The organism is Catellatospora sp. NPDC049609 (genome assembly GCF_040675365.1).
GTDB lineage: Bacteria > Actinomycetota > Actinomycetes > Mycobacteriales > Micromonosporaceae > Catellatospora.
The window spans coordinates 1-22,693 of the sequence record NZ_JBFAOU010000079.1; the positions used below are offsets into that span (position 1 = coordinate 1).

Annotated in this window: 19 protein-coding genes; 12 read left to right on the top strand and 7 right to left on the bottom strand. The window is 71.7% G+C overall.

Going from position 1 to position 22,693, the window contains the following annotated elements; all coding sequences use genetic code 11:
- Nucleotides 1-42: 42 nt before the first annotated feature.
- Entirely contained in the window at nt 43-807 is a 765-nt protein-coding gene (locus AB0J67_RS21890; protein WP_363485250.1) for a hypothetical protein, read from the bottom strand.
- Between the two features lie 219 nt (nt 808-1,026).
- On the opposite strand from AB0J67_RS21890, the gene AB0J67_RS21895 reads away from it, so the two are divergent.
- The 7 genes from AB0J67_RS21895 (at nt 1,027) to AB0J67_RS21925 (ending at nt 9,902) form a co-directional block, all read left to right on the top strand.
- Nucleotides 1,027-2,775, top strand: a complete 1,749-nt coding sequence (locus tag AB0J67_RS21895; RefSeq protein ID WP_363485275.1) for a PucR family transcriptional regulator — start codon at nt 1,027-1,029, stop codon at nt 2,773-2,775.
- Nucleotides 2,776-2,953: 178 nt separating this feature from the next.
- Complete coding sequence (locus AB0J67_RS21900) at nt 2,954-4,255, top strand: aspartate aminotransferase family protein (RefSeq protein ID WP_363485251.1); 1,302 nt, start codon at nt 2,954-2,956, stop codon at nt 4,253-4,255.
- 49 nt (nt 4,256-4,304) lie between these two features.
- Complete coding sequence (locus AB0J67_RS21905) at nt 4,305-5,807, top strand: CoA-acylating methylmalonate-semialdehyde dehydrogenase (protein WP_363485252.1); 1,503 nt, start codon at nt 4,305-4,307, stop codon at nt 5,805-5,807.
- Between the two features lie 356 nt (nt 5,808-6,163).
- Entirely contained in the window at nt 6,164-7,594 is a 1,431-nt protein-coding gene (gene ngcE / locus AB0J67_RS21910) for an N-acetylglucosamine/diacetylchitobiose ABC transporter substrate-binding protein (protein ID WP_363485253.1), read from the top strand.
- Nucleotides 7,595-7,675: 81 nt separating this feature from the next.
- A complete protein-coding gene (locus AB0J67_RS21915) occupies nt 7,676-8,587 on the top strand; it encodes a sugar ABC transporter permease (RefSeq protein WP_363485254.1) in 912 nt (303 codons plus the stop codon).
- Between the two features lie 64 nt (nt 8,588-8,651).
- A complete protein-coding gene (locus AB0J67_RS21920) occupies nt 8,652-9,563 on the top strand; it encodes a carbohydrate ABC transporter permease (RefSeq protein WP_363485255.1) in 912 nt (303 codons plus the stop codon).
- Between the two features lie 147 nt (nt 9,564-9,710).
- Nucleotides 9,711-9,902: a PspC domain-containing protein gene (locus AB0J67_RS21925; RefSeq protein WP_363485256.1), complete on the top strand. Its 192-nt coding sequence runs from the start codon at nt 9,711-9,713 to the stop codon at nt 9,900-9,902.
- Between the two features lie 67 nt (nt 9,903-9,969).
- On the opposite strand, the gene AB0J67_RS21930 is transcribed toward AB0J67_RS21925, so the two are convergent.
- The 4 genes from AB0J67_RS21930 to AB0J67_RS21945 all read right to left on the bottom strand — a co-directional run bounded on the left by AB0J67_RS21930 (nt 9,970) and on the right by AB0J67_RS21945 (nt 14,486).
- Nucleotides 9,970-11,499: an ATP-dependent DNA ligase gene (locus AB0J67_RS21930; protein ID WP_363485257.1), complete on the bottom strand. Its 1,530-nt coding sequence runs from the start codon at nt 11,497-11,499 to the stop codon at nt 9,970-9,972.
- Nucleotides 11,500-11,728: 229 nt separating this feature from the next.
- Nucleotides 11,729-12,961, bottom strand: a complete 1,233-nt coding sequence (locus tag AB0J67_RS21935; RefSeq protein ID WP_363485258.1) for a GNAT family N-acetyltransferase — start codon at nt 12,959-12,961, stop codon at nt 11,729-11,731.
- A 41-nt stretch (nt 12,962-13,002) separates the two neighbouring features.
- Nucleotides 13,003-13,323, bottom strand: a complete 321-nt coding sequence (locus tag AB0J67_RS21940) for a DUF6300 family protein (RefSeq protein ID WP_363485259.1) — start codon at nt 13,321-13,323, stop codon at nt 13,003-13,005.
- Nucleotides 13,324-13,502: 179 nt separating this feature from the next.
- On the bottom strand, nt 13,503-14,486 hold the full coding sequence (locus AB0J67_RS21945; protein ID WP_363485260.1) for a BadF/BadG/BcrA/BcrD ATPase family protein: 984 nt from the start codon (nt 14,484-14,486) through the stop codon (nt 13,503-13,505).
- Nucleotides 14,487-14,755: 269 nt separating this feature from the next.
- On the opposite strand from AB0J67_RS21945, the gene AB0J67_RS21950 reads away from it, so the two are divergent.
- From AB0J67_RS21950 to AB0J67_RS21965, 4 genes are all read left to right on the top strand, one after another.
- Nucleotides 14,756-15,682 carry a MurR/RpiR family transcriptional regulator gene (locus AB0J67_RS21950; protein ID WP_363485276.1) on the top strand — a complete coding sequence of 309 codons (927 nt, stop codon included), beginning with the start codon at nt 14,756-14,758 and terminating at the stop codon, nt 15,680-15,682.
- A gap of 334 nt (nt 15,683-16,016) precedes the next feature.
- Nucleotides 16,017-17,435 (top strand): N-acetylglucosamine/diacetylchitobiose ABC transporter substrate-binding protein, encoded by a 1,419-nt coding sequence (ngcE, locus tag AB0J67_RS21955; RefSeq protein WP_363485261.1) that lies wholly within the window; start codon nt 16,017-16,019, stop codon nt 17,433-17,435.
- 24 nt (nt 17,436-17,459) lie between these two features.
- Nucleotides 17,460-18,365, top strand: a complete 906-nt coding sequence (locus AB0J67_RS21960; protein WP_363485262.1) for a sugar ABC transporter permease — start codon at nt 17,460-17,462, stop codon at nt 18,363-18,365.
- A gap of 10 nt (nt 18,366-18,375) precedes the next feature.
- A complete protein-coding gene (locus AB0J67_RS21965; RefSeq protein ID WP_363485263.1) occupies nt 18,376-19,275 on the top strand; it encodes a carbohydrate ABC transporter permease in 900 nt (299 codons plus the stop codon).
- A gap of 109 nt (nt 19,276-19,384) precedes the next feature.
- On the opposite strand, the gene AB0J67_RS21970 is transcribed toward AB0J67_RS21965, so the two are convergent.
- Nucleotides 19,385-20,035 carry a class I SAM-dependent methyltransferase gene (locus AB0J67_RS21970; RefSeq protein ID WP_363485264.1) on the bottom strand — a complete coding sequence of 217 codons (651 nt, stop codon included), beginning with the start codon at nt 20,033-20,035 and terminating at the stop codon, nt 19,385-19,387.
- A 75-nt stretch (nt 20,036-20,110) separates the two neighbouring features.
- Here AB0J67_RS21970 and AB0J67_RS21975 point away from each other — a divergent pair, with 75 nt between their 5' ends.
- Nucleotides 20,111-21,760, top strand: coding sequence for a bifunctional 3'-5' exonuclease/DNA polymerase (locus tag AB0J67_RS21975; protein WP_363485265.1), 1,650 nt, complete (start codon nt 20,111-20,113; stop codon nt 21,758-21,760).
- Between the two features lie 62 nt (nt 21,761-21,822).
- Here the strand turns inward: AB0J67_RS21975 and AB0J67_RS21980 are convergent, their stop codons facing one another.
- Nucleotides 21,823-22,635 carry a metal-dependent hydrolase gene (locus AB0J67_RS21980; protein WP_363485266.1) on the bottom strand — a complete coding sequence of 271 codons (813 nt, stop codon included), beginning with the start codon at nt 22,633-22,635 and terminating at the stop codon, nt 21,823-21,825.
- Nucleotides 22,636-22,693: the final 58 nt, after the last annotated feature.

Here is a 22,693-nt window from a genome sequence, read left to right on the forward strand (position 1 = left end):
CCCTGTCCCGCCGCCCGGGCGGCGGGACAGGGCCCGGCCGGGTCAGCAGTTGGCGTCGATGTAGCCCTGGATCAGGGCCCGCTCCTCGGTGTGGGCGGTGACCATCTCGAAGGCGTGGTCCAGCGCCTCCTGCGCGGCTATGACCGCGTTGAGCAGCGGGAAGCCCTTGCGCTGCTCAGCCACGTAGGCCTCGTTGGCCGCCCGCTCGTCGGCGATGGCGTCGATCAGCAGCCAGGAGTAGGGCTTGTTCAGATCGATGTCGGTGTAGTCCTGGGGGTCCTTGGGGACCTCCACGCCCTTGATGTTGGTGTAGGTCTGCACCGGCAGGCCGCTGCGCTTGAGGTACATGTTGAGCCAGGTCCGGGCGGTGGCACGCTTCTTGAGCCAGGCCTGGCGGGCCGCCTCGGTGGCCGCCTGCTGGGGCTTGTACGCCTCCTCGGCCTTCATCAGGTCGCCGAGCCGCACCTGCCAGTCGAGGAACAGCTGCTCGTACTGCCGGTCCAGCTCCGCCAGCTGCTTGCGCGCCTGGTAGCAGTCGACGTCGCCGCGCCGGCCGGGCGCCTCCACGCCGCCGCCGGGCCCGCCGGGCTGCTCGGGCCGGTCACCGCTCTCCGGGTAGACGGTCTCGGGCGGCGTCCAGTGCCAGCGGGCGCAGTAGCCGATGATGGTGGTCTCGTACCCCTCGGTGAAGGACCTGGTGCGGAAGTCGACGCAGGTCAGGTTGTCGTCGAGGGCCAGCGCGGGGCTGGCGGGGGTGAGCAGGGTGAACAGGACGGCGGAAACGAACGCCGTCAGAACGTGACGCATTTTCATGGCTCGCATTGTTGGAGCTGAACCGGCGCGGATGAGCGCGATGTCGGGAAGCGGCCGCACCCGCGCCGCGGCCCTAGGGATTTCCCGGGGCCGGCAGGGACTCCGGCGGCAGGCCGGCCGGGCCGTACGCTGGAGTCGATCACGGGGTGCCGTTCGACGAGGAGGGGCTGCCGGAATGCGGACCGCGCAGGTGGGGTCGCGGTGACGGCCGCGGTGTTCCCGACGGTGCGCGAGGTGATCGCGCTCGACCCGGTGCGGGTCGGCGCGCCGCGCCTGGTCGCGGGGGAGTCGGGGCTGGACCGGCCGGTGCGCTGGGTGCACTCGGCCGAGGTGCCCGACATCGCGACGCTGCTGCGCGGCGGCGAGCTGGTGCTGACCACCGGCATCGGGCTGCCCGCCGACGACGCGGGTGTACGCGCGTTCGTCAACGACCTGGCCGAGGTGGGCGTGGCCGGGCTGGTCGTGGAGCTGGGGCGGCGGTACACGGCGAGCGTGCCGCGGGTGATGGCGGCCGCGGCGCAGAAGGCCGGCATGCCGCTGATCGAGCTGCGGCGGCCCACGCCGTTCGTCCGCATCACCGAGGCGGTGCACTCGCTGATCGTGGATGCGCAGCTGGCCGAGCTGCGCGCCACCGAGGAGATCCACCAGCGGTTCACCGAGCTGAGCGTCGAGGGCGCCGAGCCCGCCGAGGTGGTCCACCAGGCGGCGCAGCTCGCGGGCTGCCCGGTGGTGCTGGAGAACCTGGCCCGCCAGGTGCTCGCCTTCGACGCGGCCGGGGACCGGGCGGAGCTGCTGCTGGACGGCTGGGAGCAGCACTCGCGCCGGGTGAAGGCGCCGCCGACGTCGGGCCGCACGGGCTACGACCCGGACACCGGCTGGCTGGTCACCCCGGTGGGCGCGCGGGGTCAGGACTGGGGACGCCTGCTGCTGCGCTGGCCCGCCTCGGGCACCGCGCAGGACTTCAGCGCGGCCCGTGCCGTCGCGCTGGCCGAGCCGGGTGACCTCGGCGAACCCGCCGACGATGCGGGCACGGTGGGGTCGGCGGCGCCGAGCGGGCCGCGCGCGCTCGGTGAGGAGCATCCACCGCCGACCCGGCTGGTCATCCTGCTCGAACGGGCCGCCTCCACGCTGGCGCTGGGGCGGCTGATCCGGCGTGACGCCGAGGGGCTGGAGCGGCAACTGCACGGCACGCTGCTGTCCGCGCTGCTCGACCACAGCCTGCCGGTGTCCGAGGTGGCGCTGCGGGCGGCCGCGCTGGGCATCCAGCTGGAACGCCGCCGCCTGGTCGGGGTGGTGGTGCGGCACCGGGACGAGTCCCTGGTCGCGGGCACCGAGGCGGCCCAGGCCGCGCTGCGCGACCTGGCCGACGCCGCGTCGCAGGCGGTCCGGGAGACCAAGCAGACCGCGCTGATCAGCGCGGTCGACGACCGGGCGGTGGGCGCCCTGCTGGCGGTACGCGGCGAGGAGGAGCCCGCGCTGGAGTCCTTCGCCGCCGCGCTGCGCCGGGGGCGGGCCGACACGCTGCTGATCGCGGCCGGCTCGGGCGTGGACAGCCTGCGCGAGGCCCGGCGCTCGCTGGTCGAGGCGCGCCAGGTGGCCGAGGCGGCCCGGCACGACCCGGCCGGCCCGGCGCTGCACCGGCTGCCCAACGTGGGCCTGGCCGGGCTGCTGCACCTGCTGCGCGACGAGCCGCGGCTGCAGACGTTCGTGGAGCGGCAGCTGGGGGCGCTGCTGGCGTACGACGCGGAGCATCCGCGCGACGCGCTGCTGCCCACCCTGCGGGTGTTCCTGGAACAGGGGCGCAACAAGGCGGCGGCGGCGGGCGCGGCGCACCTGTCCCGGCCGGCCTTCTACGAGCGGCTGGCCCGGATCGAGCGCATTCTTGGAGTGGACCTGGACTCGGTGCAGGCCTGCCTGTCGCTGCACGTGGCGCTGCTGGCTAGGGACGCGTTGCGGGGCTGACCCGCGACCTTCGATTCTTCGGCGGCCCGCCCGCCACGTGCCGTGCCGGGTTGACGACCTGTCAGGTGCGGGCATCCGGGGCTGGCAGGATGTAGCTTGCCCGGGCTGCTCGCAGCTGGGAGCGTCCAGGGTGATCCGAGACACAGCCGATACCGCCCGCCGAAGGACGTGTTAACCCATGAGCACCGACGACCTGCTCGCCCGCCACCGTGCGGTGATGCCCAACTGGATCAACCCGCTGTACGCCGAGCCGATCGAGCTGGTGTCCGGCGCGGGCTGCCGGGTCACCGACGCGGCCGGCCGCACGTACCTTGATTTCTTCGGCGGCGTGCTCACCACGATGATCGGCTACGACATCCCCGAGATCTCCGACGCGGTGCGCGCCCAGCTCGACAAGGGCATCGCCCACTCCTCGACGCTGTACCTGATCCGCAAGCAGGTCGAGCTGGCCGAGAAGATCGCCAAGGTGTCCGGCATCCCGGACGCGAAGGTGTTCCTGGCCAACTCGGGCACCGAGGCCAACGACACCGCGCTGCTGCTGGCCACCCAGTTCCGGCGCAGCAACCAGATCCTCGCGGTGCGCAACAGCTACCACGGCCGCAGCTTCGCCGCGCTCGCGGTGACCGGGCAGCGCAGCTGGTCGGCGACGTCGCTGTCCCCGGTCAACGTCAGCTACCTGCACTCCGGCGACCGGCTGCGCGGCCTGTTCGCGGGCCTGAGCGACGCCGAGTACACCGCGCGCGCCGTGGCCGACCTGCGCGAGGTGCTGGCGACCACCACCGCGGGCGACGTGGCCTGCCTCATCGCCGAGCCGATCCAGGGCGTCGGCGGCTTCGTCGCGCCGCCCGACGGCTACTTCAAGGCGGTCAAGGAGGTGCTCGACGAGTACGGCATCCTCTGGATCTCCGACGAGGTGCAGACCGGCTGGGGCCGCACCGGCGAGCACTTCTGGGGCTACCAGGCGCACGACGCGGTGCCGGACATGCTGACCTTCGCCAAGGGCATCGGCAACGGCTTCACGCTGGGCGGCGTCGTGGCCCGCGCCGAGGTGATGGACTGCCTGGGCGCGATCTCGTTCAACACCTTCGGCGGCAACCCGGTCAGCTCCTCGGCGGGCCAGGCGGTGCTGGACTACGTGCTCTCGCACGACCTGCAGTCCAACGCGGCGCGGGTGGGCGGTCTGCTGCACGCCGGCCTGCGCGAGCTGGGCTCGCCGATCGTGGCGGAGGTGCGCGGCAAGGGCCTGATGCTGGCGCTGGAGCTGGTCCGCCCCGGCACCCTGGACCCGGCGCCCGAGCTGGCGCTGCGCGTGCTGGAGGAGACCAAGGCCAACGGGCTGCTGGTGGGCAAGGGCGGCCTGCACGGCAACGTGATCCGGATGGGCCCGCCGCTGACGCTGACCGAGGCGGAGGCCAAGGAGGGCCTGGACATCCTGGCCGGTGCCCTGACCAGGGCGTACGAGCAGGCGACGAAGGCGTGAGCGGGAGAACCACCTCGCCCGGCGCGGCCGGGCACGGCAAGGAGCAACGATGAGCCACGAACTCGGATACATCACGCATTTCGTCGACGGCAAGCCGTGGGAGCACGGGGCGACCCGCCAGGGCGAGGTGTTCGACCCGGCCACCGGCAGGGTCAGCGCCATGGTCGACTTCGCGTCGGCGTCCGACGTCGACGCGGTGGTGCGGGCCGCCGACCGGGCGGCGCGGGCCTGGCGCGACGCGTCGCTGGCCAAGCGCACGGCGGTGCTGTTCGCCTTCCGGCAGCTGATCCACGAGCGGCGGGACGAGCTGGCCGCGGCGATCACCGCGGAGCACGGCAAGGTGCTGTCCGACGCCGCGGGCGAGGTGCAGCGCGGCCTGGAGGTGGTCGAGTACGCCTGCGGCATCCCGAGCGCGCAGCGCGGCTTCTTCAGCGAGAACGTCTCCACCGAGGTCGACTCGTACTCGATCCGCCAGCCGCTGGGCGTGGTCGCGGTGATCTCGCCGTTCAACTTCCCGGCGATGGTGCCGCTGTGGTTCGTGCCGATCGCGGTGGCCTGCGGCAACGCGGTGGTGCTCAAGCCGAGCGAGAAGGACCCGAGCGCGTCGGTGCTGCTGGCGTCGTGGTTCGCCGAGGCGGGCCTGCCCGACGGCGTGCTCAACGTGGTGCACGGCGACAAGGAGGCGGTCGACGGGCTGCTGACGCATCCGCTGGTCAAGGCGGTGTCGTTCGTCGGCTCGACGCCGATCGCGCGCTACGTCTACGAGACCGGCACCGCGCACGGCAAACGGGTGCAGGCGCTGGGCGGGGCGAAGAACCACATGGTGGTGCTGCCCGACGCCGACCTCGACCTGGCCGCGGACGCGGCGGTCAACGCGGGATTCGGCTCGGCGGGGGAGCGCTGCATGGCGATCTCGGTGGTGGTCGCGGTCGACCCGGTCGGCGACGAGCTGGTCGGCAAGATCCGCGAGCGGGTGGCGGGCATCCGCACCGGCGACGGCCGCCGCGGCTGCGACATGGGTCCGCTGGTCACCGGCGTGCACCGGGACAAGGTCAAGGGGTACGTCGACGCGGGCGAGCGGGCCGGGGCCACCCTGGTGGTGGACGGGCGCGCGGTGCGGGCCGACGCCGACGGCGCGGGATTCTTCCTCGGCCCGACGCTGTTCGACCACGTCACGCCGCAGATGTCGATCTACACGGACGAGATCTTCGGCCCGGTGCTCAGCGTGGTCCGGGCCGGCTCATACGACGAGGCGCTCGCGCTGGTCAACGGCAACCCGTACGGCAACGGCACGGCGATCTTCACCAACGACGGCGGCGCCGCCCGGCGCTTCCAGCACGAGGTGGAGGTCGGCATGATCGGCGTGAACGTGCCCATCCCGGTGCCGATGGCGTACTACTCCTTCGGCGGCTGGAAGTCGTCGCTGTTCGGCGACACCCACGCGCACGGCGCCGAGGGCGTGCACTTCTTCACCCGCGGCAAGGTCGTGACCAGCCGCTGGCTCGACCCCCGCCACGGCGGCATCAACCTGGGCTTCCCGACCCAGCACTGAGTCCGCGTACCCCGCCGGAAGGCTCCGCCCGCGCCGCGACAGCGGCCTGGCCGGAGCCTTCCTCATGTATGGTGGCCGGGCTTCGGGCTGACGTTCTCGCTGCTGGGAGGCCATCGTGAAGATCGTGCCGCGATCCGGTCGCGTCACCGGTGAAAAGTTTCACCGCCGGGGCGCGGGTGAACGGCTGACAACGTGGTCATGAAGGGTTGCGGGCGAATTATGGGGGCTCTGTAGAAAGTCTGCGTAACGTTTCTGCGGCGACATCTTGCCTCTTGCCGACGGCGGCCGTAAGAATCCTTCAGAACACGGCCAAATCTTGTAGGGAAATACCAGACCGTCTCTGGCAAGGAGTGGTGATGGCACAGTCCGACCTGACTCGGCGTAGCGTCCTCCGGCGTGCCGCCGCGGCGGGCGTCCTCGCCGGTCCGGCCGCAGGCCTGCTCAGCAGCTGCGCGCTCGGCGATGAGGACCCCGGTGAGTCCACCGGCAAGTACGAAGGCGAGAAGAGCGACAAGAACCCCCTCGGCGTGAAGGATGACGCCCCGCTCGACATCGTCATCTTCAACGGCGGCTTCGGCGAGGACTACGCCAAGGCGCACGAGGCGATGTACAAGGAGACCTACCCCAAGGCGGAGGTCAAGCACAACGCGGTCGTGGAGATCAACACCGAGCTCCAGCCGCGCTTCGTCGACGGCACCCCGCCGGACTTCGTGAACAACTCCGGCGCCGGGCAGATCCCGCTCGGCGGCCTGGTGGAGCAGGGCGCCCTGGCCGACCTGACCCCGCTGTTGGACGCGCCGAGCCTGGACGTGCCGGGCAAGAAGGTGCGCGACACCCTGCTGCCGGGCACCGTCGAGGCGGGCAGCTTCGACGGCAAGATGTACGTGCTCAACTACGCCTACACCGCGTACGGCATCTGGTACTCCACCAAGCTGTTCGCCGACAAGGGCTGGGAGTACGCCAAGACCTGGGACGAGCACATCGCCCTGTGCAAGAAGATCAAGGCCGCGGGCATCGCGCCGTGGACCTACCAGGGCAAGCACCCGCGGTACATGAGCTGGCCGGTGATCTCCACCGCGATCAAGTTCGGCGGGCCGCAGGTCGCCATGGCGATCGACAACCTGGAGCCGGGCGCGTGGACCTCCGACGCGATGAAGGCCGCCGCCGAGGCCTGGCACCAGATCGTCAAGGACAAGTACATCCTCGAGGGCTCGCCGGGCCTGGACCACAAGCAGTCGCAGACCGAGTGGTGCAACGGCAAGGCCGCCTTCATCTCCTGCGGCTCCTGGCTGGAGAGCGAGCAGAAGGCGGTCACCCCGGCCGGCTTCGACATGTCCATCGCCCCCACGCCGAGCCTGGGCGCGAGCGACAAGCTGCCGTTCGAGGCCATGCGCGGCACCGCGGGCGAGCCGTTCATCGTGCCGGCCAAGGCCAAGAACGAGCGCGGCGGCATGGAGCTCATGCGGCACATGCTGTCGATGAAGGGCGCCAAGGACTTCACGGGCAAGGTCTCCAGCCTGTCCGTGGTCGCCGGCGCGGCGGACGGCGTCACCCTGCCGTTCGGCCTCACCTCGGTGACCAAGGCGCTGGCCGCCTCGGGCAGCAACGGCTTCAACTGGATCTACCCGGTGTACTACCGCAAGCTGGAGCGCGAGCTGGTCGACGCGGCCTGCGGCGAGTTCTTCTCCGGTCGCACCACGCCGGCGGAGTTCCTGGCCGCCTGCCAGAAGGGCGCGGACCTCATCGCGGCCGACACCAGCGTCAAGAAGTACAAGCGCAGCGCCTGACGCGCTGATCCGGCGTCCGCCACGCACGCCACGGGCGTGGCGGACGCCGTTGCCACGAGCACTCGAAGGGGAGGGCCCGACGTGAGACACGGGAAGTATCCGCTGTTGGCAGCGTTCCTGCTGCCGCCACTGGCGCTGTACGGCTACTTCGTGCTGTCCCCGTACGCCCAGTCCTTCCTGATCGCGACGACGAACTGGCAGGGCCTGTCGTCGAAGTACGACTTCGTCGGCATCGACAACTTCAAGCGCCTGGTGAAGGACGACTACGTCTGGAACGCGCTGCTCAACAACCTGTGGCTGCTGGTGCTGCTGCCGCTGCTCACCATCGCGCTCGGGCTGTTCCTGGCCACCATGCTCAACGTGGGCGGCCGGGGCGGGCGCGGCGCGGTGACCGGCGTGCGCGGCTCGGCCTTCTACAAGATCATCTACTTCGCTCCGCAGATGCTGTCGGTGTCCATCGTCGGCGTGCTGTGGATGGAGGTCTACAACCCGCGCGGCGGCCTGCTCAACGGCGCGCTGCGGGCGGTGGGCCTGGACGGCCTGGCCCAGGTGTGGCTCGGCGACCCCAAGTACGCCTTCTGGGCCGTGCTGGCCGTGATGGTCTGGGCCAACGTCGGCTTCTACGTGGTGCTGTTCGGCGCGGCCATGCAGTCGGTGCCGCGCGACATCTACGAGGCCGCCGCCCTCGACGGGGCCAGCCGCACCACCACCCTGCTGAAGATCACCGTGCCGCTGCTCTGGGACACCATCCAGGTCGCCTGGGTCTACCTCGCCATCCTGGCGCTGGACGGCTTCGCGCTGATCCACGTGATGACCCGCGGCGGACCGAACTTCAGCACCGACGTGGTCGGCCTGCGGCTCTACACCGAGGCGTTCGGCGACTACAAGTGGGGCTACGCCTCGGCCATCGGCGTCGTGATGTTCTTCGTGACGCTGTCGGTGACCGTGCTGTCCCTGCGCCTGACCCGCCGCGAGAGGATCGAGCTGTCATGAGCGAGCACGTCGAGCGAATCATGATCTCGGCTGGTGCCGACGCGGAGCGCGGCGAGGTGGCGGCATGAGCACGGTGCAGGTGGCCACGCGCCCGCAGGAGAAGCAGGGCGCGGCCGTCCCGGAGCAGACCGGGCTGAGCGGGCGGCGGCTGTTCGACGGCACGCTCAACGTCTTCTCGCACGCCTTCCTGCTGCTGTGGGGCCTGCTCACGGCGGTGCCGCTGCTGTGGGTGATCATCAGCTCGTTCAAGGACGACGCCGAGATCCTCAACGACCCGTGGGGGCTGCCGGGGGCGCTGCGCTTCGAGAACTTCGCGCGCGCCTGGACCCACGCCAACATCGGGACCTACTTCGTCAACACCGGCATCGTGCTGGCCGGCTCGCTGACGCTGACCATGCTGCTCGGCGCGACCGCGGCGTACGCGCTGGCCCGCTACAAGTTCGTGGGCAACCGGCTGATCTACTTCGTGTTCGTCGGCGGCATGATGTTCCCGGTCGTGCTGGCGTTCGTGCCGCTGTTCAAGATCGTCGGCGGGGTCGGCCTGCGCGACAGCCTGCCCGGCCTGATGCTCATCTACACGGCGTACTCGCTGCCGTTCACGGTGTTCTTTCTCACCGCGTTCTTCCGCACGCTGCCCGACAGCGTCGCCGAAGCCGCCTACATCGACGGCTGCGGGCCGTTCCGGACCTTCTTCCGGGTCATGCTGCCGATGGCCAAACCCGGCCTGATCAGCGTGGGCATCTTCAACTTCCTCGGTCACTGGAACCAGTACCTGCTACCCGTCGTGCTGATCACCTCCGACGAGAAGCAGGTGCTCGCCCAGGGCCTGGCCAGCCTCGCCATCAGCGAGGGCTACCGCGGCGACTACTCCCGGCTGTTCGCCGGCCTCACCCTGGCCATGCTGCCGGTGCTGATCGTGTACGCGGTCTTCCAGCGGCAGGTGCAGTCCGGCCTGACCGCCGGCCAGATGAAGTAGCACATCCGCGCCATAGGGGACGCCCGTACGGGCGCGCGCCCGCCCGGATCCGCCTGCGGACCGAGGGCGGGCGTGCGCCGGCTTCGTACCGTCGAAGACAGCCGCGGCGAACAGACGCCGCACCGTCATCGAGGAGTTGACGAGGAGATGGCCTCATCGGGTCGGCGGCTTTACCGGCCGCGCCACGGACGCTGGATCGCCGGCGTGTGCGCCGGGCTCGGCGACCGCTTCGGGCTCCCGGCCTGGTTGGTACGGCTGCTGTTCCTGCTGTCGTGCCTGCTGCCGGGACCCCAGTTCATCCTCTACATCGTTCTCTGGATCATGATCCCGGAGCAGTGACCCGGGGCGGTCCCGCGGGATGCCGCGCCCGGTCCGGGCGCGGGTCCGCGGGGACCGCCGACACGGCTCAGCCCGCCTGCTCGTCCACGCCGCCGATGGCCCGGACCGCGTCCAGCGTGTCCGCCTCGGCGGCGCTCTTGTCCTCGCGGTAGCCCAGCACCCGCGCGAAACGCAGGGTCACCCCGCCCGGGTAGCGGGTGCTGCGCTGCACCCCGTCGAACGCGATCTCCACCACCAGCTCGGGCCGCACCCGCACCTGGAAGTGGTCGCGCTCGGTCGCCAGCGCCAGCAGCCGCTCGGTCTGCCAGCGCAGCATCGCGTCGGTCAGCCCCTTGAACGTCTTGCCCAGCATCACGAAGCCGCCCCGCCCGTCGCGGGCGCCCAGGTGCAGGTTGGACAGCCAGCCCCGGCGCCGCCCGTTGCCCCACTCCGCGGCCAGGATCACCAGGTCCAGCGTGTGCCGGGGCTTCACCTTCACCCAGCCCGCGCCGCGCCGTCCCACCTCGTACGCCGCGCCCGCCGCCTTCACCACCACGCCCTCGTGCCCGGCGGACAGCGCCGCCGCGAACGCCGCCCGGGCCTGCTCGGGCGAGTCGGCCAGGGTCCGCTCCACCCGCATCGCGGGCGGCAGCACGGCGTCCAGCGCCGCCCAGCGCGCGGTGCCCGGCTCGTCGATCCAGTCCGTCCCGTCCAGGTGCAGCAGGTCGAAGAAGTACGGCGTGAGCAGCCCCGAGGCGCGCTGCGCGGCCCGGCCCGAGGTCTCCTGGAACGGGCGCGGCCGGCCCGCGGAGTCCACAGCCAGCGCCTCGCCGTCCAGCACGATCGAGCGCACCGGCAGCGCGCGCAGCGCGGTCACGATCTCCGGCACCCGCGCGGTCAGATCGTCCAGGCTGCGGCTGAACACCGCCACGTCGTCACCGTCGCGATGCGCCTGGATCCGGATGCCGTCGAGCTTCGCGTCCACCGCGGCGGGCACCCCCGTCGCTGCCAGCGCCTGTTCCGGATCCGGCGCGGACTGCGCCAGCATCGGCGCCAGCCCCGTGCCGACCGACAGGCGCAGCGCCGACAGCCCCGGCTCCCCGGCGGTCAGCGCGGTGACGGCCACCGTCTTCAGGTCGCCCGACAGCAGCAGCGCCCGGCGTACGGCCGCCGCCGGCACCGTCGCGGCCTGCGCGATCGCGTCGGCCAGCAGGCCCGCCTGGGCGCCCTGCCGCAGCTCGCCGCCGATCAGCCCGGTGAGCAGCTGCTGCTCGCCCGCGGTGGCCGCACCGTAGAGCGCCGCAACCGCCTCCCGCCGCCGCGCCTGCGAGCCCTGGCCGCTGATCAGGCCCATCGACTCCAGGGCCGCGTCCACCGCGCGCACGTCGAGGGTGGCCTGCTCGGCCGGGGCGGGCAGCTCGCGCAGTGCCGCATACCCCACCCCGATCTGGCGCTGGCGCAGCTCGCCGCTCAGGTACGCGGCGCCCGCCGCGATCTCGACCGGGTCAACGCCCGCCGCCAGCTCACGCAGCGCGGCCGCGAGCAGCTCGATCTTGGCCTTGCGACCCGAGACGGCCGCCACGGCGGCCGAGGTGGCCGCGATCCCCGCGAACAGCATGTCCCCATCTTGGCAGCCCACCCCGACACGCCGGCACCCATGCACCACGAACCCGCGGCACCCTGCCCGCGCAGCGCCCCGCCCCGCCCGCACCCCGCCCCGCCCGCGTCCCGCCTGCGCGCCGTGCCGCGCCGAGCGGTGTTTTTAATAGACGTTGGCCTATCTGGATGACTTTTTGATGATCGAAGTTATCCGGATAGGCCAACGTCTATGGCAAAACGGGGTCGGGTCAGAAGATCTCGATGGCGTGGGGAGCGCGGGGCCAGGAGAAGGCGGGATCGGTGGCGGCAACGGCGCCGGGGCGCAGCTCGTCGACGCGGCCTGCGGTGGCGAGCGCGCCGAGGCTGTTGCCGCCGAGGTAGAGCGCGCTCAGGGTGGCGGTGTCCAGTCGCAGGTCGGGCGCGTCGGTGACCGGTACGCAGGTCGCGGCGTCCCGTCCGCCGCGCAGCCGGAACACGCCGCCACTGCCGGGCAGCAGGCCGTCGGTCACCTCCAGCACCACGTCGACGTCCACGGCGTACCGGCGGGCGCTCAGCGCGGCGGGCACGTCGACCAGGCGCACCCACAGGCCGTCGCCCAGGCGCATACCGAGCCGGCGCAGGTCGTTGACGAGATACTGCAGCGGCTCGTCGGCGGCGCCGAGCCACAGCCCGACGGTGCGGGTCAGGTCCACGTTGAGCAGGAACTCCCACAGCGCCGTGTACGCCGCCGGGGTCGTCGCCACCGTCTCCATGACGCTGACGTGCCCGTCGGGCCCGCCGGCGGACCACTGGGACCGGAACCGGTAGAGGGCGTAGCCGAGCACCGTGTCGCCGTCACGGCACAGCACGGCCTGCAGCGGCCCGGCGCCGTCACGGTGCCAGGCCTGGTCGGCGAGCCGGTAGTCCCACCAGCGGGAGTCGCGGGAGGCGAAGCCGGGCCGGTGCGGCAGCTGCCGCTCGTACACCGGCATGAGGTCGGCCCGGAAGTCCGCGGCGGGCCCGGCCCGCAGGGACAGCCCGTCGAGGCGGGACTTGTCGAACCGGGAGCCGTCGATGCGCACCTCGCGGCGGTCGATCTCGAAACTGAGCCGGCGGCTGGCCATGCCGTAGCCGTACCGGCCGTAGATGCTGCCCTCGCTGGCCCAGAGCACGGCCAGCGCCTCGCCCCGGTCGCGGATCTCGCCGAGCTGCCGGGTGAGCATGGTGGAGGCGACGCCGCGGCGGCGGTGCGTGCCGGAGACCACGACCGCGTTGACGAAGCCTGCCGGCAGGACGCCGCCGGGCACCGCCAGCTCGCGGCTGTACGTGCCCACGTGGCCCACGACGCGGTCGTCGTCGACGGCGAGCACGGCCCGTTCCGGCTCGAACAGGGCCCGCTCCTCGTCCCACTCCCGACCCCCGTCGTCGCTGAGGAACGAGCGCTGGACGAGCCGGTTGACGTCGTCGAAGTCGGCCGCGGTCGCGGCGCGGTAGGTCACCATACGAGCTTCATAACCCGTCGGGACGGGCCCGGCAACCGTATTCAGCCCGCTCGCGCGGCCCACCAGGCCTCGACGTCGGCGGCGAGCGAGCCGTCCCGGTCGGCGCGCTCGGTCAGCGCCTCCAGCCAGCGGCCGACCAGCTCGTGCACCTGGTGCAGGTCCTCGGGACGGACCCGCTGGTGCTCGGCGAAGTACGCCAGCAGCCCCTGCGTCTCCGGGCGCCCGGCGTCGCACTGCGGGCACAGCCCGACGGTCCGGGTGCGGCTGGACCGGGGCTGGGGGACCTGCGCGGTCAGGTACAGCGCCTCGGCACACGTGCCGCACCGGGTGCCGCTCGCGGCGACGACCTTCACGTCCGTCATCGCGCCGGCTCTCTCATGGACTGGCAGACCTGCACCGGAGCAGGTTACCGGGCGCCACTGTGCCCGCCCCCGCGAGGCCTACGTGTCGCGGCGCCCGGCACCGCCCCGCTTTGCGATCGACGTTGGCCTATCTGGATGAGCCCGATCGCGAAAAAGTCATCCAGATAGGCCAACGTCGATCAAAAACCAGTGGGGGCGAGGAGTGCGGAGTGGAGGGCGGCGGGGTCGGGGGAGGAGGGGAGGGCGGCGAGCCAGGCGGCAGCGGCTGCGGCGTCGCCGGCGGGGCGCAGCACGGTATCGGGCCAGCTCACCGCGATCGCGGCGGACAGCTCGGCGGCGAGCGGGGTGTCGTTGGTGAGCAGGCCGCCGCCGCGTACCAGGACGCTGGTCTCGCCGGGCTCGCGGACCATGGCGACGGTGTCGGCCAGGTGCGCCGCCCCGCGCTGGACCAGGTCCACCGCGGCCGGGTCGTCGGCGTCGTAGAAGCCGAGCACCAGCGGGGCGAGCCGGGCCAGCGCGATCGGCGGCGCCTTCACCACGGCCTGGACCAGCGCGGCGGCCGTGTCGCGGCGGCGCGGGGCGAGCTCGGCGGTGCCGAGCAGCTCGGTGAGCACGCCCGCGGCCAGCGGGCTGGGGGCGCGCTCCTTGTCGAGGTCGCGCAGCGCGGCGCGGACCGCCTCCCGGCCCAGCCAGTAGCCGGAGCCGAGGTCGCCGAGCAGCCAGCCGTGGCCGTCGGCGACGTGGTCGAGCCGGTGCCCGCGTACGCGCGCGGCGATCGCGCCGGTGCCCGCGACGACGACGGTGCCGTCGGGATCGGGGGTGCCGGCCGCGTACGCCGCGAGCACGTCGCTGACCAGCTGCGGCTCGCAGCGCAGGCCGGTCGCGCCCCAGGCCTGGTGGAAGGCGTCGCGCAGGGCGGCGTCGGCGTCGAGCTTGGTGTAGCCGGCCATGCCGAGCACGGCTCCGGTGACGTCGCCGGGGTCGACGTCGGCGAGCGCGTCGCGGACGGCGGCGGACAGCTCGGTCAGCGCGGCGGCGCCGTGGGTGGTGGGGTTGCCGCCACCGGCCCGTCCGGTGCCGAGGCGGTGCCCGTCGGGGGCGGCCAGCACGGCGCGGGTGCTCGTGCCGCCGATGTCCAGTCCCAGCACCAACTTGTCCGGCATATCAGCTCGTTCCTCCCCCAAACGGTCAGCGCTGGTGTGGCCTAAGCGGCATTCATGCTCCCCGCACTGGCCGTTTCGAGCAAGCGCCGGGCAGCATCGCCAGGTAACGGTTTAAAAAATTCGCCCACGGACTTGACAAGAGGGGGGCTCTAGTAAGAACTTTTACCACTAACAGTTAACTTCCTTTCGGTTAACTGTTCGGGACCCGGTCAGTAGGAGAAACAGTGGTGGAGCGCGTGGAACCAGTCGCGGCGGCACAGGCCGCCGGGGTGGAGATCCCGCACGCCCGGCTCGGCCTGGACCGTCCCGACAGCGTGCTGGTCCGGGTGCGCGCCCAGCTGCCCGAGTTCACCGGCGCCCTGCAGCGCGTCGCCGAGCAGGTGCTCACCGACCCGGCCGGCGCCGCCCGCGCCACCATCGTCGAGCTGGCCGAGCGCTCGGGCACCTCGCCCGCCACGATCACCCGCTTCTGCCGCGCCCTGGGCTTCGAGGGTTATGCCGACCTGCGCCTGGCCATCGCCGGGGAGACCGGCCGCGCGGCCCGCTCGGCGGGCTGGGCCGAGGACATCGGCCGGGCCATCGAGCCGGGCGACCCCCTGGAGCGCGTACTCGGCCAGATAATGGCGGCCGACACCCAGGCGATGCGGGACACCGCCGCCATGCTCGACCTCGCCGAGGTGGAGCGGGCCGCGGCCGCGATCGCCTCGGCCAACCGCGTCGACATCTACGGCGCGTCCGGCTCCGCCCTGGTCGGCGCCGAGATGCAGTTCTCGCTGCACCGCATCGGCATCGCCGCGTGGACCTGGCCCGACGTGCACAACGGCCTGGCCAGCGCCGCGCTGCTGCGCACCGGCGACGTGGCGCTGGGCATCTCGCACACCGGGCAGACCCGGGAGACCGTCGAGATGCTGGCCGAGGCCGGCTCGCACGGCGCGATCACCATCGCGCTGACCGGCTTCCCGCGCTCGCCGCTGGCCGAGCTGGCCGACATCGTGCTGCTCACCGCGAGCCAGGCCACCTCGTTCCGGCCGGACGCGCTGTCCGCGCGGCACCCGCAGTTGGTGGTGCTGGACCTGCTCTACATCGCGGTCGCGCAGCGCACCCACGACCGTTCGCACACCGCGTTCCAGCGCACCGCCCGCGCGGTGGACGCGCACCGTTTCAGCAACGGCCAGGGCCGGGAGGGCGAGTCGTGACCGCCCCCGCCGCCGTGCTGCCCCCGACCGTGCTCGACCTGTTCGAGCACTGGGCCGACACCACACCGAGCAACGGAGCCCGGTGTGGTGCCGCACCGATCCCCGGTGCGGCCGGGTCCGCCGCGGGTCCCCCCGCGCGGAACGTGGGAAGTCGCCTGGCGCGCCGCATGAGCGACGTGCCGGCACGAGCCACGTTCCGGCGGAACGTGGGGAGTCGCTTGGTGCGCCGCCTGAGCGGCGGCGTGCCGGGACGAGCCACGTTCCGGTGCCACCTGCACCGCCTCACCACTTCCTCGAGTCACGATCCTCGCGACCCGAATCTGAGGAGACAATGATGTCCAACCACACCGACAGCCCGTCGGCCCTGAGCCGTCGCAGCGTGCTGCGCCGGACCGCGGCCGTCGGCCTGCTCGCCACCCCCGCCGCCGGCCTGCTCTCCGCCTGCGTCGGCGGCGGCAGCGAAGAGCCCACCGCTCAGGCGACCGGCACGAAGTCCGCTGAAAACCCGCTGGGCGTCGACACGAAGGCCCCGGTCGAGGTTGTGATCTTCGATGGCGGTCTCGGCACCAAGTACGCCACCGACGTGCACGTGCCGTCGTACCAGAAGCTGTTCCCCGAGTCGAAGGTGAACTTCTCCTCGACGCAGGAGGTCTCGACCACCCTGCAGCCGCGGTTCGCCAGCAACACCCCGCCGGACATGGTCAACAACGCCGGCTCGAAGCTGATGGACCAGGGCAAGCTCGTCGAGGCCGGCCAGGTGGCCGACCTGTCCGACCTGTTCGGCGCCGCTTCGCTGGACATCCCCGGCAAGACCGTCGGTGAGACCCTGATCCCGGGCACCATCGAGCAGGGCACCTTCAACGGCAAGCCGTACGTGCTGAACTACGCCTACACGGTGTTCGGCCTGTGGTACTCCGGCAAGCTGTTCAAGGACAACGGCTGGACCGCGCCGACCACCTGGGCGGACTTCACCGCGCTGCTGGAGAAGATGAAGGCCAAGGGCATCACCCCGTACTCGTACGCGGGCGCCAACGCGGCCTACTACCAGTACCTGGTCATCCTGACCACCGCCGCGAAGATCGGCGGCCCGGACGTCCTCAAGGCGATCGACAACCTGGAGAAGGGCGCCTGGACGAACGACGCCGTCAAGAAGGCCGCCGAGCTGTGGGCCGAGGTCGGCGCCAAGTACGGCGACAAGGCGCACCTGGGCCTCAAGCACACCGAGGTGCAGCTGCAGCAGAACCAGTACAAGGTGGGCTTCTACCCGTCGGGTTCCTGGCTGGAGAACGAGCAGTCCAAGGACACCCCCGAGGGCTTCGACTACCAGGTGATGGCGATCCCGTCGGGCACCACCGCCGACAAGCTGCCGGCGACCGGCCTCTACGCCGCCGCGGGTGAGATGTACTTCGTCGCGTCCAAGGGCAAGAACGTCCAGGGCGGCAAGGAGTACCTGCGTCACATGCTGTCGAAGGCGGGCGCGAAGGGCTTCACCGAGCTCACCAAGTCGCTCACCGTCGTGCAGGGCGCGGCCGAGGGGCTGACCCTCTCGCCCGGTCTGTCCTCGGCCAACACGGTGCTGACCGCGGCCGGTCCGGCCAACTTCAGCTTCCGCTGGGACGCCTGGTACAAGAACCTCGACGACGAGTGCCGTGCCGCCACCAACAAGCTGATGTTCCAGGGTGGCACCGCGGACGAGTTCTGCACCCGGATGCAGGCCGCCGCCGACAAGACCGAGAAGAAGTTCTCCCGCTAACCCTCGAAGCCGGAGTCATTGATCATGCGGCAAGGTAAGTACCCGTTCGTCATCGGGTTCCTGATCGCACCACTCGCGTTGTACGCGATGTTCGTCCTGCGCCCGATCGCCGCGGCGGTCCAGGTGTCCATGACGAACTGGAGCGGCCTGTCCCCGAATTTCGACTACGTCGGGTGGGAGAACTTCACCAAGCTCCTCAACGACGACAAGGTATGGCTGGCGGCGAAGCACCACGTCTTCCTGCTGGTCACCTTGCCGGTGATCACGATCGCCCTCGCCCTGTTCTTCGCGTTCCTGCTGAACATGGGCGGGGGCACCCGCGGCGGCACGATGACCGGGGTCTGGGGGTCGAAGTTCTACCGGGTGGTGTTCTTCCTCCCCCAGGTCCTGGCCGTCGTCATCGTCGGCGTGATCTTCGGCCGGGTGTACGCGCCCGACGGCAGCGGCATCCTCAACCGCCTGCTGGAGACGGTCGGCATCGACGCGGTCCAGTGGATGGCCGAGTGGGGCCTGTGGTCCATCCTCGGCGTGCTGGTCTGGCAGGCGGTCGGCTTCTACGTCGTGCTGTTCGCGGCGGGCATGTCCAGCATCCCGGCGGAGATCTACGAGGCGGCGGTGATGGACGGCGCGAGCCGGGTCACCATCTTCTTCCGGGTCACCATCCCGCTGCTCATGGAGACGGTCAAGGTCGCCTGGGTGTACCTGGGCATCATCGCCATGGACGCGTTCGCGCTGGTCATGGTGCTCTCCATCGACGAGGGCGGCCCCGACGGCGCGACGACCGTGCTGCCGGTGCAGATCTACAAGACCGGCATCCGCGACTCGGAGTACGGCTACGCGTCGGCGCTGGGCGTGGCGCTGGCCGTCTTCACCATCATCTTCGCTGTGCTCTCCCTGCGGGGCGGCAAGCGCAACGCGGTCGAGCACTGAGGGGACTGTCGTGGCAACAAAGACCGTCAAGCGTGAAGCCGGTGTGCTGAACAAGCTGTCCCACGTCGCCCTCGTGGTGTGGGCCATCCTGATCATCTACCCGCTCGTCTTCACGTTCCTCGCGGCGTTCAAGAGCAACACCGAGATCTTCATCGGCAACCCGTTCGCGCTGCCGAGCGAGTGGAGCTTCGGCTCGTTCACCCGCGCCTGGACCGAGGCGAGGATCGGCACCTACTTCCTCAACAGCCTGGTCGTGGTGTTCTTCGGCACCGCGGGCACCATGCTGCTGGGCGCGATGGCGGCGTACGTGCTCGCGCGCTACGAGTTCGTCGGCAACCGCTTCATCTACTTCCTGTTCATCGCGGGCCTGGCCTTCCCGGTGTACCTCACCCTCACCCCGCTGTTCCTGGTGGTGCAGGACCTGGGCAAGCTGTTCGGCCCGAACTTCGGGCTGGGCTCGCACACCGCGCTGATCCTGGTCTACATCGCGTACTCGCTGCCGTTCACCGTGTTCTTCCTGGCCGCGTTCTTCAAGACGCTGCCGAACGCGGTCGCGGAGGCGGCGATGATCGACGGCGCGTCGCACACCCGCCTGTTCTTCCGGGTGATGATGCCGATGGCCAAGCCCGGCCTGATCAGCATCACCATCTTCAACGTCATCGGCCAGTGGAACCAGTACGTGCTGCCTGTGGCGCTGCTGCCCGGCGGCACCCAGCCCGACGGCACCGACGGCCGCGACAGCTGGCTGCTCACCCAGGGCATCGCCAGCATCTCCACCTCGGCCGGCTACCAGGCCGACTGGCCCGCCCTGTTCGCCGCCCTGAGCATCGCGATCATCCCAATGATCATCATGTACACCATCTTCCAGCGCCAGATCCAGTCCGGCCTCACCGCCGGCGCGGTGAAGTAACCCCGCCCCGCGCGGACCTGCTCAAGATCGCGAAGATCTTGCGCGAACTGTTGGGGATATGCCCGGAAGGGGCGTGTCGTACCCACAGTTCACGCAAGATCGTCGCTTTTCAGTCGGGGCGGGCGGCGGAGCAGTAGGCGTAGAGGTGGGTCTGGGGAGTGGTGGGGACGGTGGGGATCGGGGCGGGTTCCCAGAGGTCCGCCCTGAGCTCCTCGACGACGAAGCCGTGGCGGTTCAGCAGGTGGCGCAGGTCTTCGCGGGGGTACGCGGTCAGCGGGACCTGGGTGCCGAGGAAGTCGCGCAGCAGGTGATCGGTGTCGCCTTCGACCATGCCGAGGGCGAAACAGCCGTCGTGGGCCAGCACGTGGTGGATGTCGTCGAGGGCCTTCTCCACGTCGGGGCGGGGGAGCATGAGCAGCGAGAAGAAGGCGACGACGCCGTCGAAGCGCTGCTGGGTGGGGTGCAGGCCGTCCAGGTCGAACAGGTCGCGCTCGACGAAGATGGCCTCGGGCACGGTGTGCCGGGCCAGTTCCAGCATCACCGGTGAGGTGTCGATGCCGACGACGTGCATGCCGCCGTCGATGAGCTGGCGCGCGGTGGGCTCGCCGGAGCCGCAGCCGACGTCGAGCACCAGCGGCTTCTCCCGGCCGGCCAGGCGGTCCATCAGCCACCGGCCGGCGGCGAGCTGGCCCGGCCGGTCGGCGAACGCCTCGCTGTAGGTCGCGCCGATCCGATCGAACACCGGTCCAGACTCGGTCATATGTCCCTTATAGCCGTCATCCTCCGCGGGCGGAGCGGAATCGGCATGTCGGCCCCGACCAGCACAATGGTCGGCGTGACGGTGATCGCGGTGGTGGCGGACGGCAGCGGCGGCGGGGTGCTGCGCCCGCTGGACGCCGCAGGCCACCCCACCGGGCCGGACGAGCCGGTGGCCGACCTGGCCGCCGCCGTCGCGGCGCGCGAGAGCGCCGGGCCGCGCTGGCTGTGGGGCGCCACCGAGCACGTCTACCCGCCGCTGCTGGAGCGCGGGGTGCGGGTGCGCCGCTGCCACGACGCCGAGCTGGCCGAGGCGCTGCTGCTGGGGTACGCCGGCCGCTACGGCGAGCCGCGCTCGGCGGCTGCCGCGTACGCCCGGCTGGTGGGCGCGCCGGTGCCCGCCGACCAGGCGGCCCGCCCCGCCCAGCCGCCCGGTGACCGGCAGGGCACCCTGTTCGACGACACGCCCGCCCCGGCCGGGCCGCCCGCCGGCGTCGCGCCGCTGGACGCGCTGGTCGAGGTGTACCGTGACCAGCTCGCCCGGATCGCCGCCGTCGAGCACCCGCAGCGGATGCGGCTGCTGGTCGCGGCCGAGTCGGCCAGCGCGCTGATCGCCGTCGAGATGGGGCACACCGGCCTGCCCTGGCAGGCACGCACCCACGACGAGATCCTGGTCGGGCTGCTCGGCGAGCCGTCGCCGATGGGCGGCCCGCCGCGCCGGCTGGCCGAGCTGTCCGCGCGCATCGCCGAGCTGCTGAACGCACCCGGCCTGCACCCGGACTCGCCCGCCGAGCTGCGCCGGGCGCTGCGCCGGGCCGGGATCGACGTGCCCAACACCCGCTCCTGGACGCTGCGCGCGGTCGACCACCCGGTGATCGGGGTGCTGCTGGAGTACAAGGAGCTCTACCGCATCTGGACCGCGCACGGCTGGAGCTGGCGCGAGCAGTGGGTGCGCGACGGGCGTTTCCGGCCCGCGTACGTGGTCGCGGGCGTGGTCTCCGGCCGCTGGGCCACCCGGGGCGGGGGAGCGCTGCAGATCCCGAAGGCGGTGCGCGGCGCGGCCCGCGCCGACCCCGGCTGGCGGCTGGTCGTGGCCGACGCGGGCCAGCTCGAACCGCGCATCCTGGCCGCCGTGTCCGGCGACGCCGGGCTGGCCCGCGCCGCCGCCTCCGGCGACCTCTACGCGGCGCTGGCCGCCGAGTCCTTCCAGGGCGACCGGGCCAAGGCCAAGCTCGCCCTGCTCGGCGCGATGTACGGGCAGACCGGCGGCGCCGCCGCGCCCGCGCTGGCGGCGCTGCGCGGCAGCTACCCGAAGGCCTGGACGTACGTCGAGACGGCCGCGCGCACCGGGGAGACCGGCGGGCTGGTGCGCTCGTGGCTGGGCCGGACCTGCCCGCCGTCGGCGCTGGAGTCGTCCTGGGCCGACGAGGGCGCCTCGGGCCGCTCACGGGGCCGGTTCACCCGCAACTTCGTCATCCAGGCCACCGCCGCCGAGTGGGCCGCCTCGCTGCTGGCCACGCTGCGGGCGCGGCTCTGGGACACCCGCGCGGAGCTGGTCTTCTTCCAGCACGACGAGGTCATCGTGCACTGCCCCGCCGCGGAGGCCGACCTGGTGGTGGCCGCGCTGGAGGCGGGCGGGCAGGCGACGGGGGAGCTGCTGTTCGGCGGCTCGCCGGTGCGCTTCCCGCTCACCGTCGCCGTGGTCGACTCCTACGGTGACGCGAAGTGAAGCGGCACCCTCGAACGATCGCAGCCCCGTCCACGGGCTGGACGGGGCTGCGGTGGCGGCGGTCAGATCTCGATGTCGAACCGCTTGAGCAGGGCCGGGGCCAGCAGGCCCGCTCCGGCGAGCAGTGAGATCACGGTGAAGACCGAGCGCAGCACGGTGGTCTCCACCTTGCTGCCCGCCTCGATGGCGAACGTGTCCGGCATGCCGATCATGCGCCACATCCGGCGGCCGGTCGGGATCGGCCACAGGATCGGCACGCCCGCGCGGGTGATGATGTCGCCCATCAGGTGCACGACGCAGCCGACACCGACCGCCAGGCCGATCATCGGGTATCCGCGCTCGATCGTCGGCAGGAACTCGTAGGCGAAGTACGCCGCCGCGGCCGAGGTGAGCGTGACGATGACCCAGCCGGCCCGGTCGGCCCACTTGTCGAACAGGCCGCGCAGCGCGAAGCCGAACATGAAGAACAGGATGCCCATCACGGCCCACTTGCCGTAGTGGGTGCACAGCCAGGTCGCACCGAAGCCCATCAGCGCCGCGAACGGCAGTGTGTGGGTCAGCGTGCGGTGGCCGTTGGTCCGGTCGGGGTCCTTGCTCAGCTTGGTCGCGGTATAGACGCCGACCGAGATCTTCTCGACCACCTCGGCGACGAACAGCGAGGCCACGCCGAAGCTGCGGGACACCGTGGAACCGCCCTGGCCCTTGGTGACCTTGCCGGACATGTCCAGGTCGGGCAGCAGCGCGCCGCCCGCACACACCGCGGCGCCGATGGCGATCGTGGTGGCCGACTGCGGGTAGTCGAAGAACTGGGCCGCCACCCAGGACCCCGCGAGCCACGTGGCCGCGCCGGACAGCGCGTGCTGTGGACCCATCATGATGTTTCGTTCCTCCCCATTGCCGCCACATCTGCGTGCGTTGCGATCAACGCGCGCA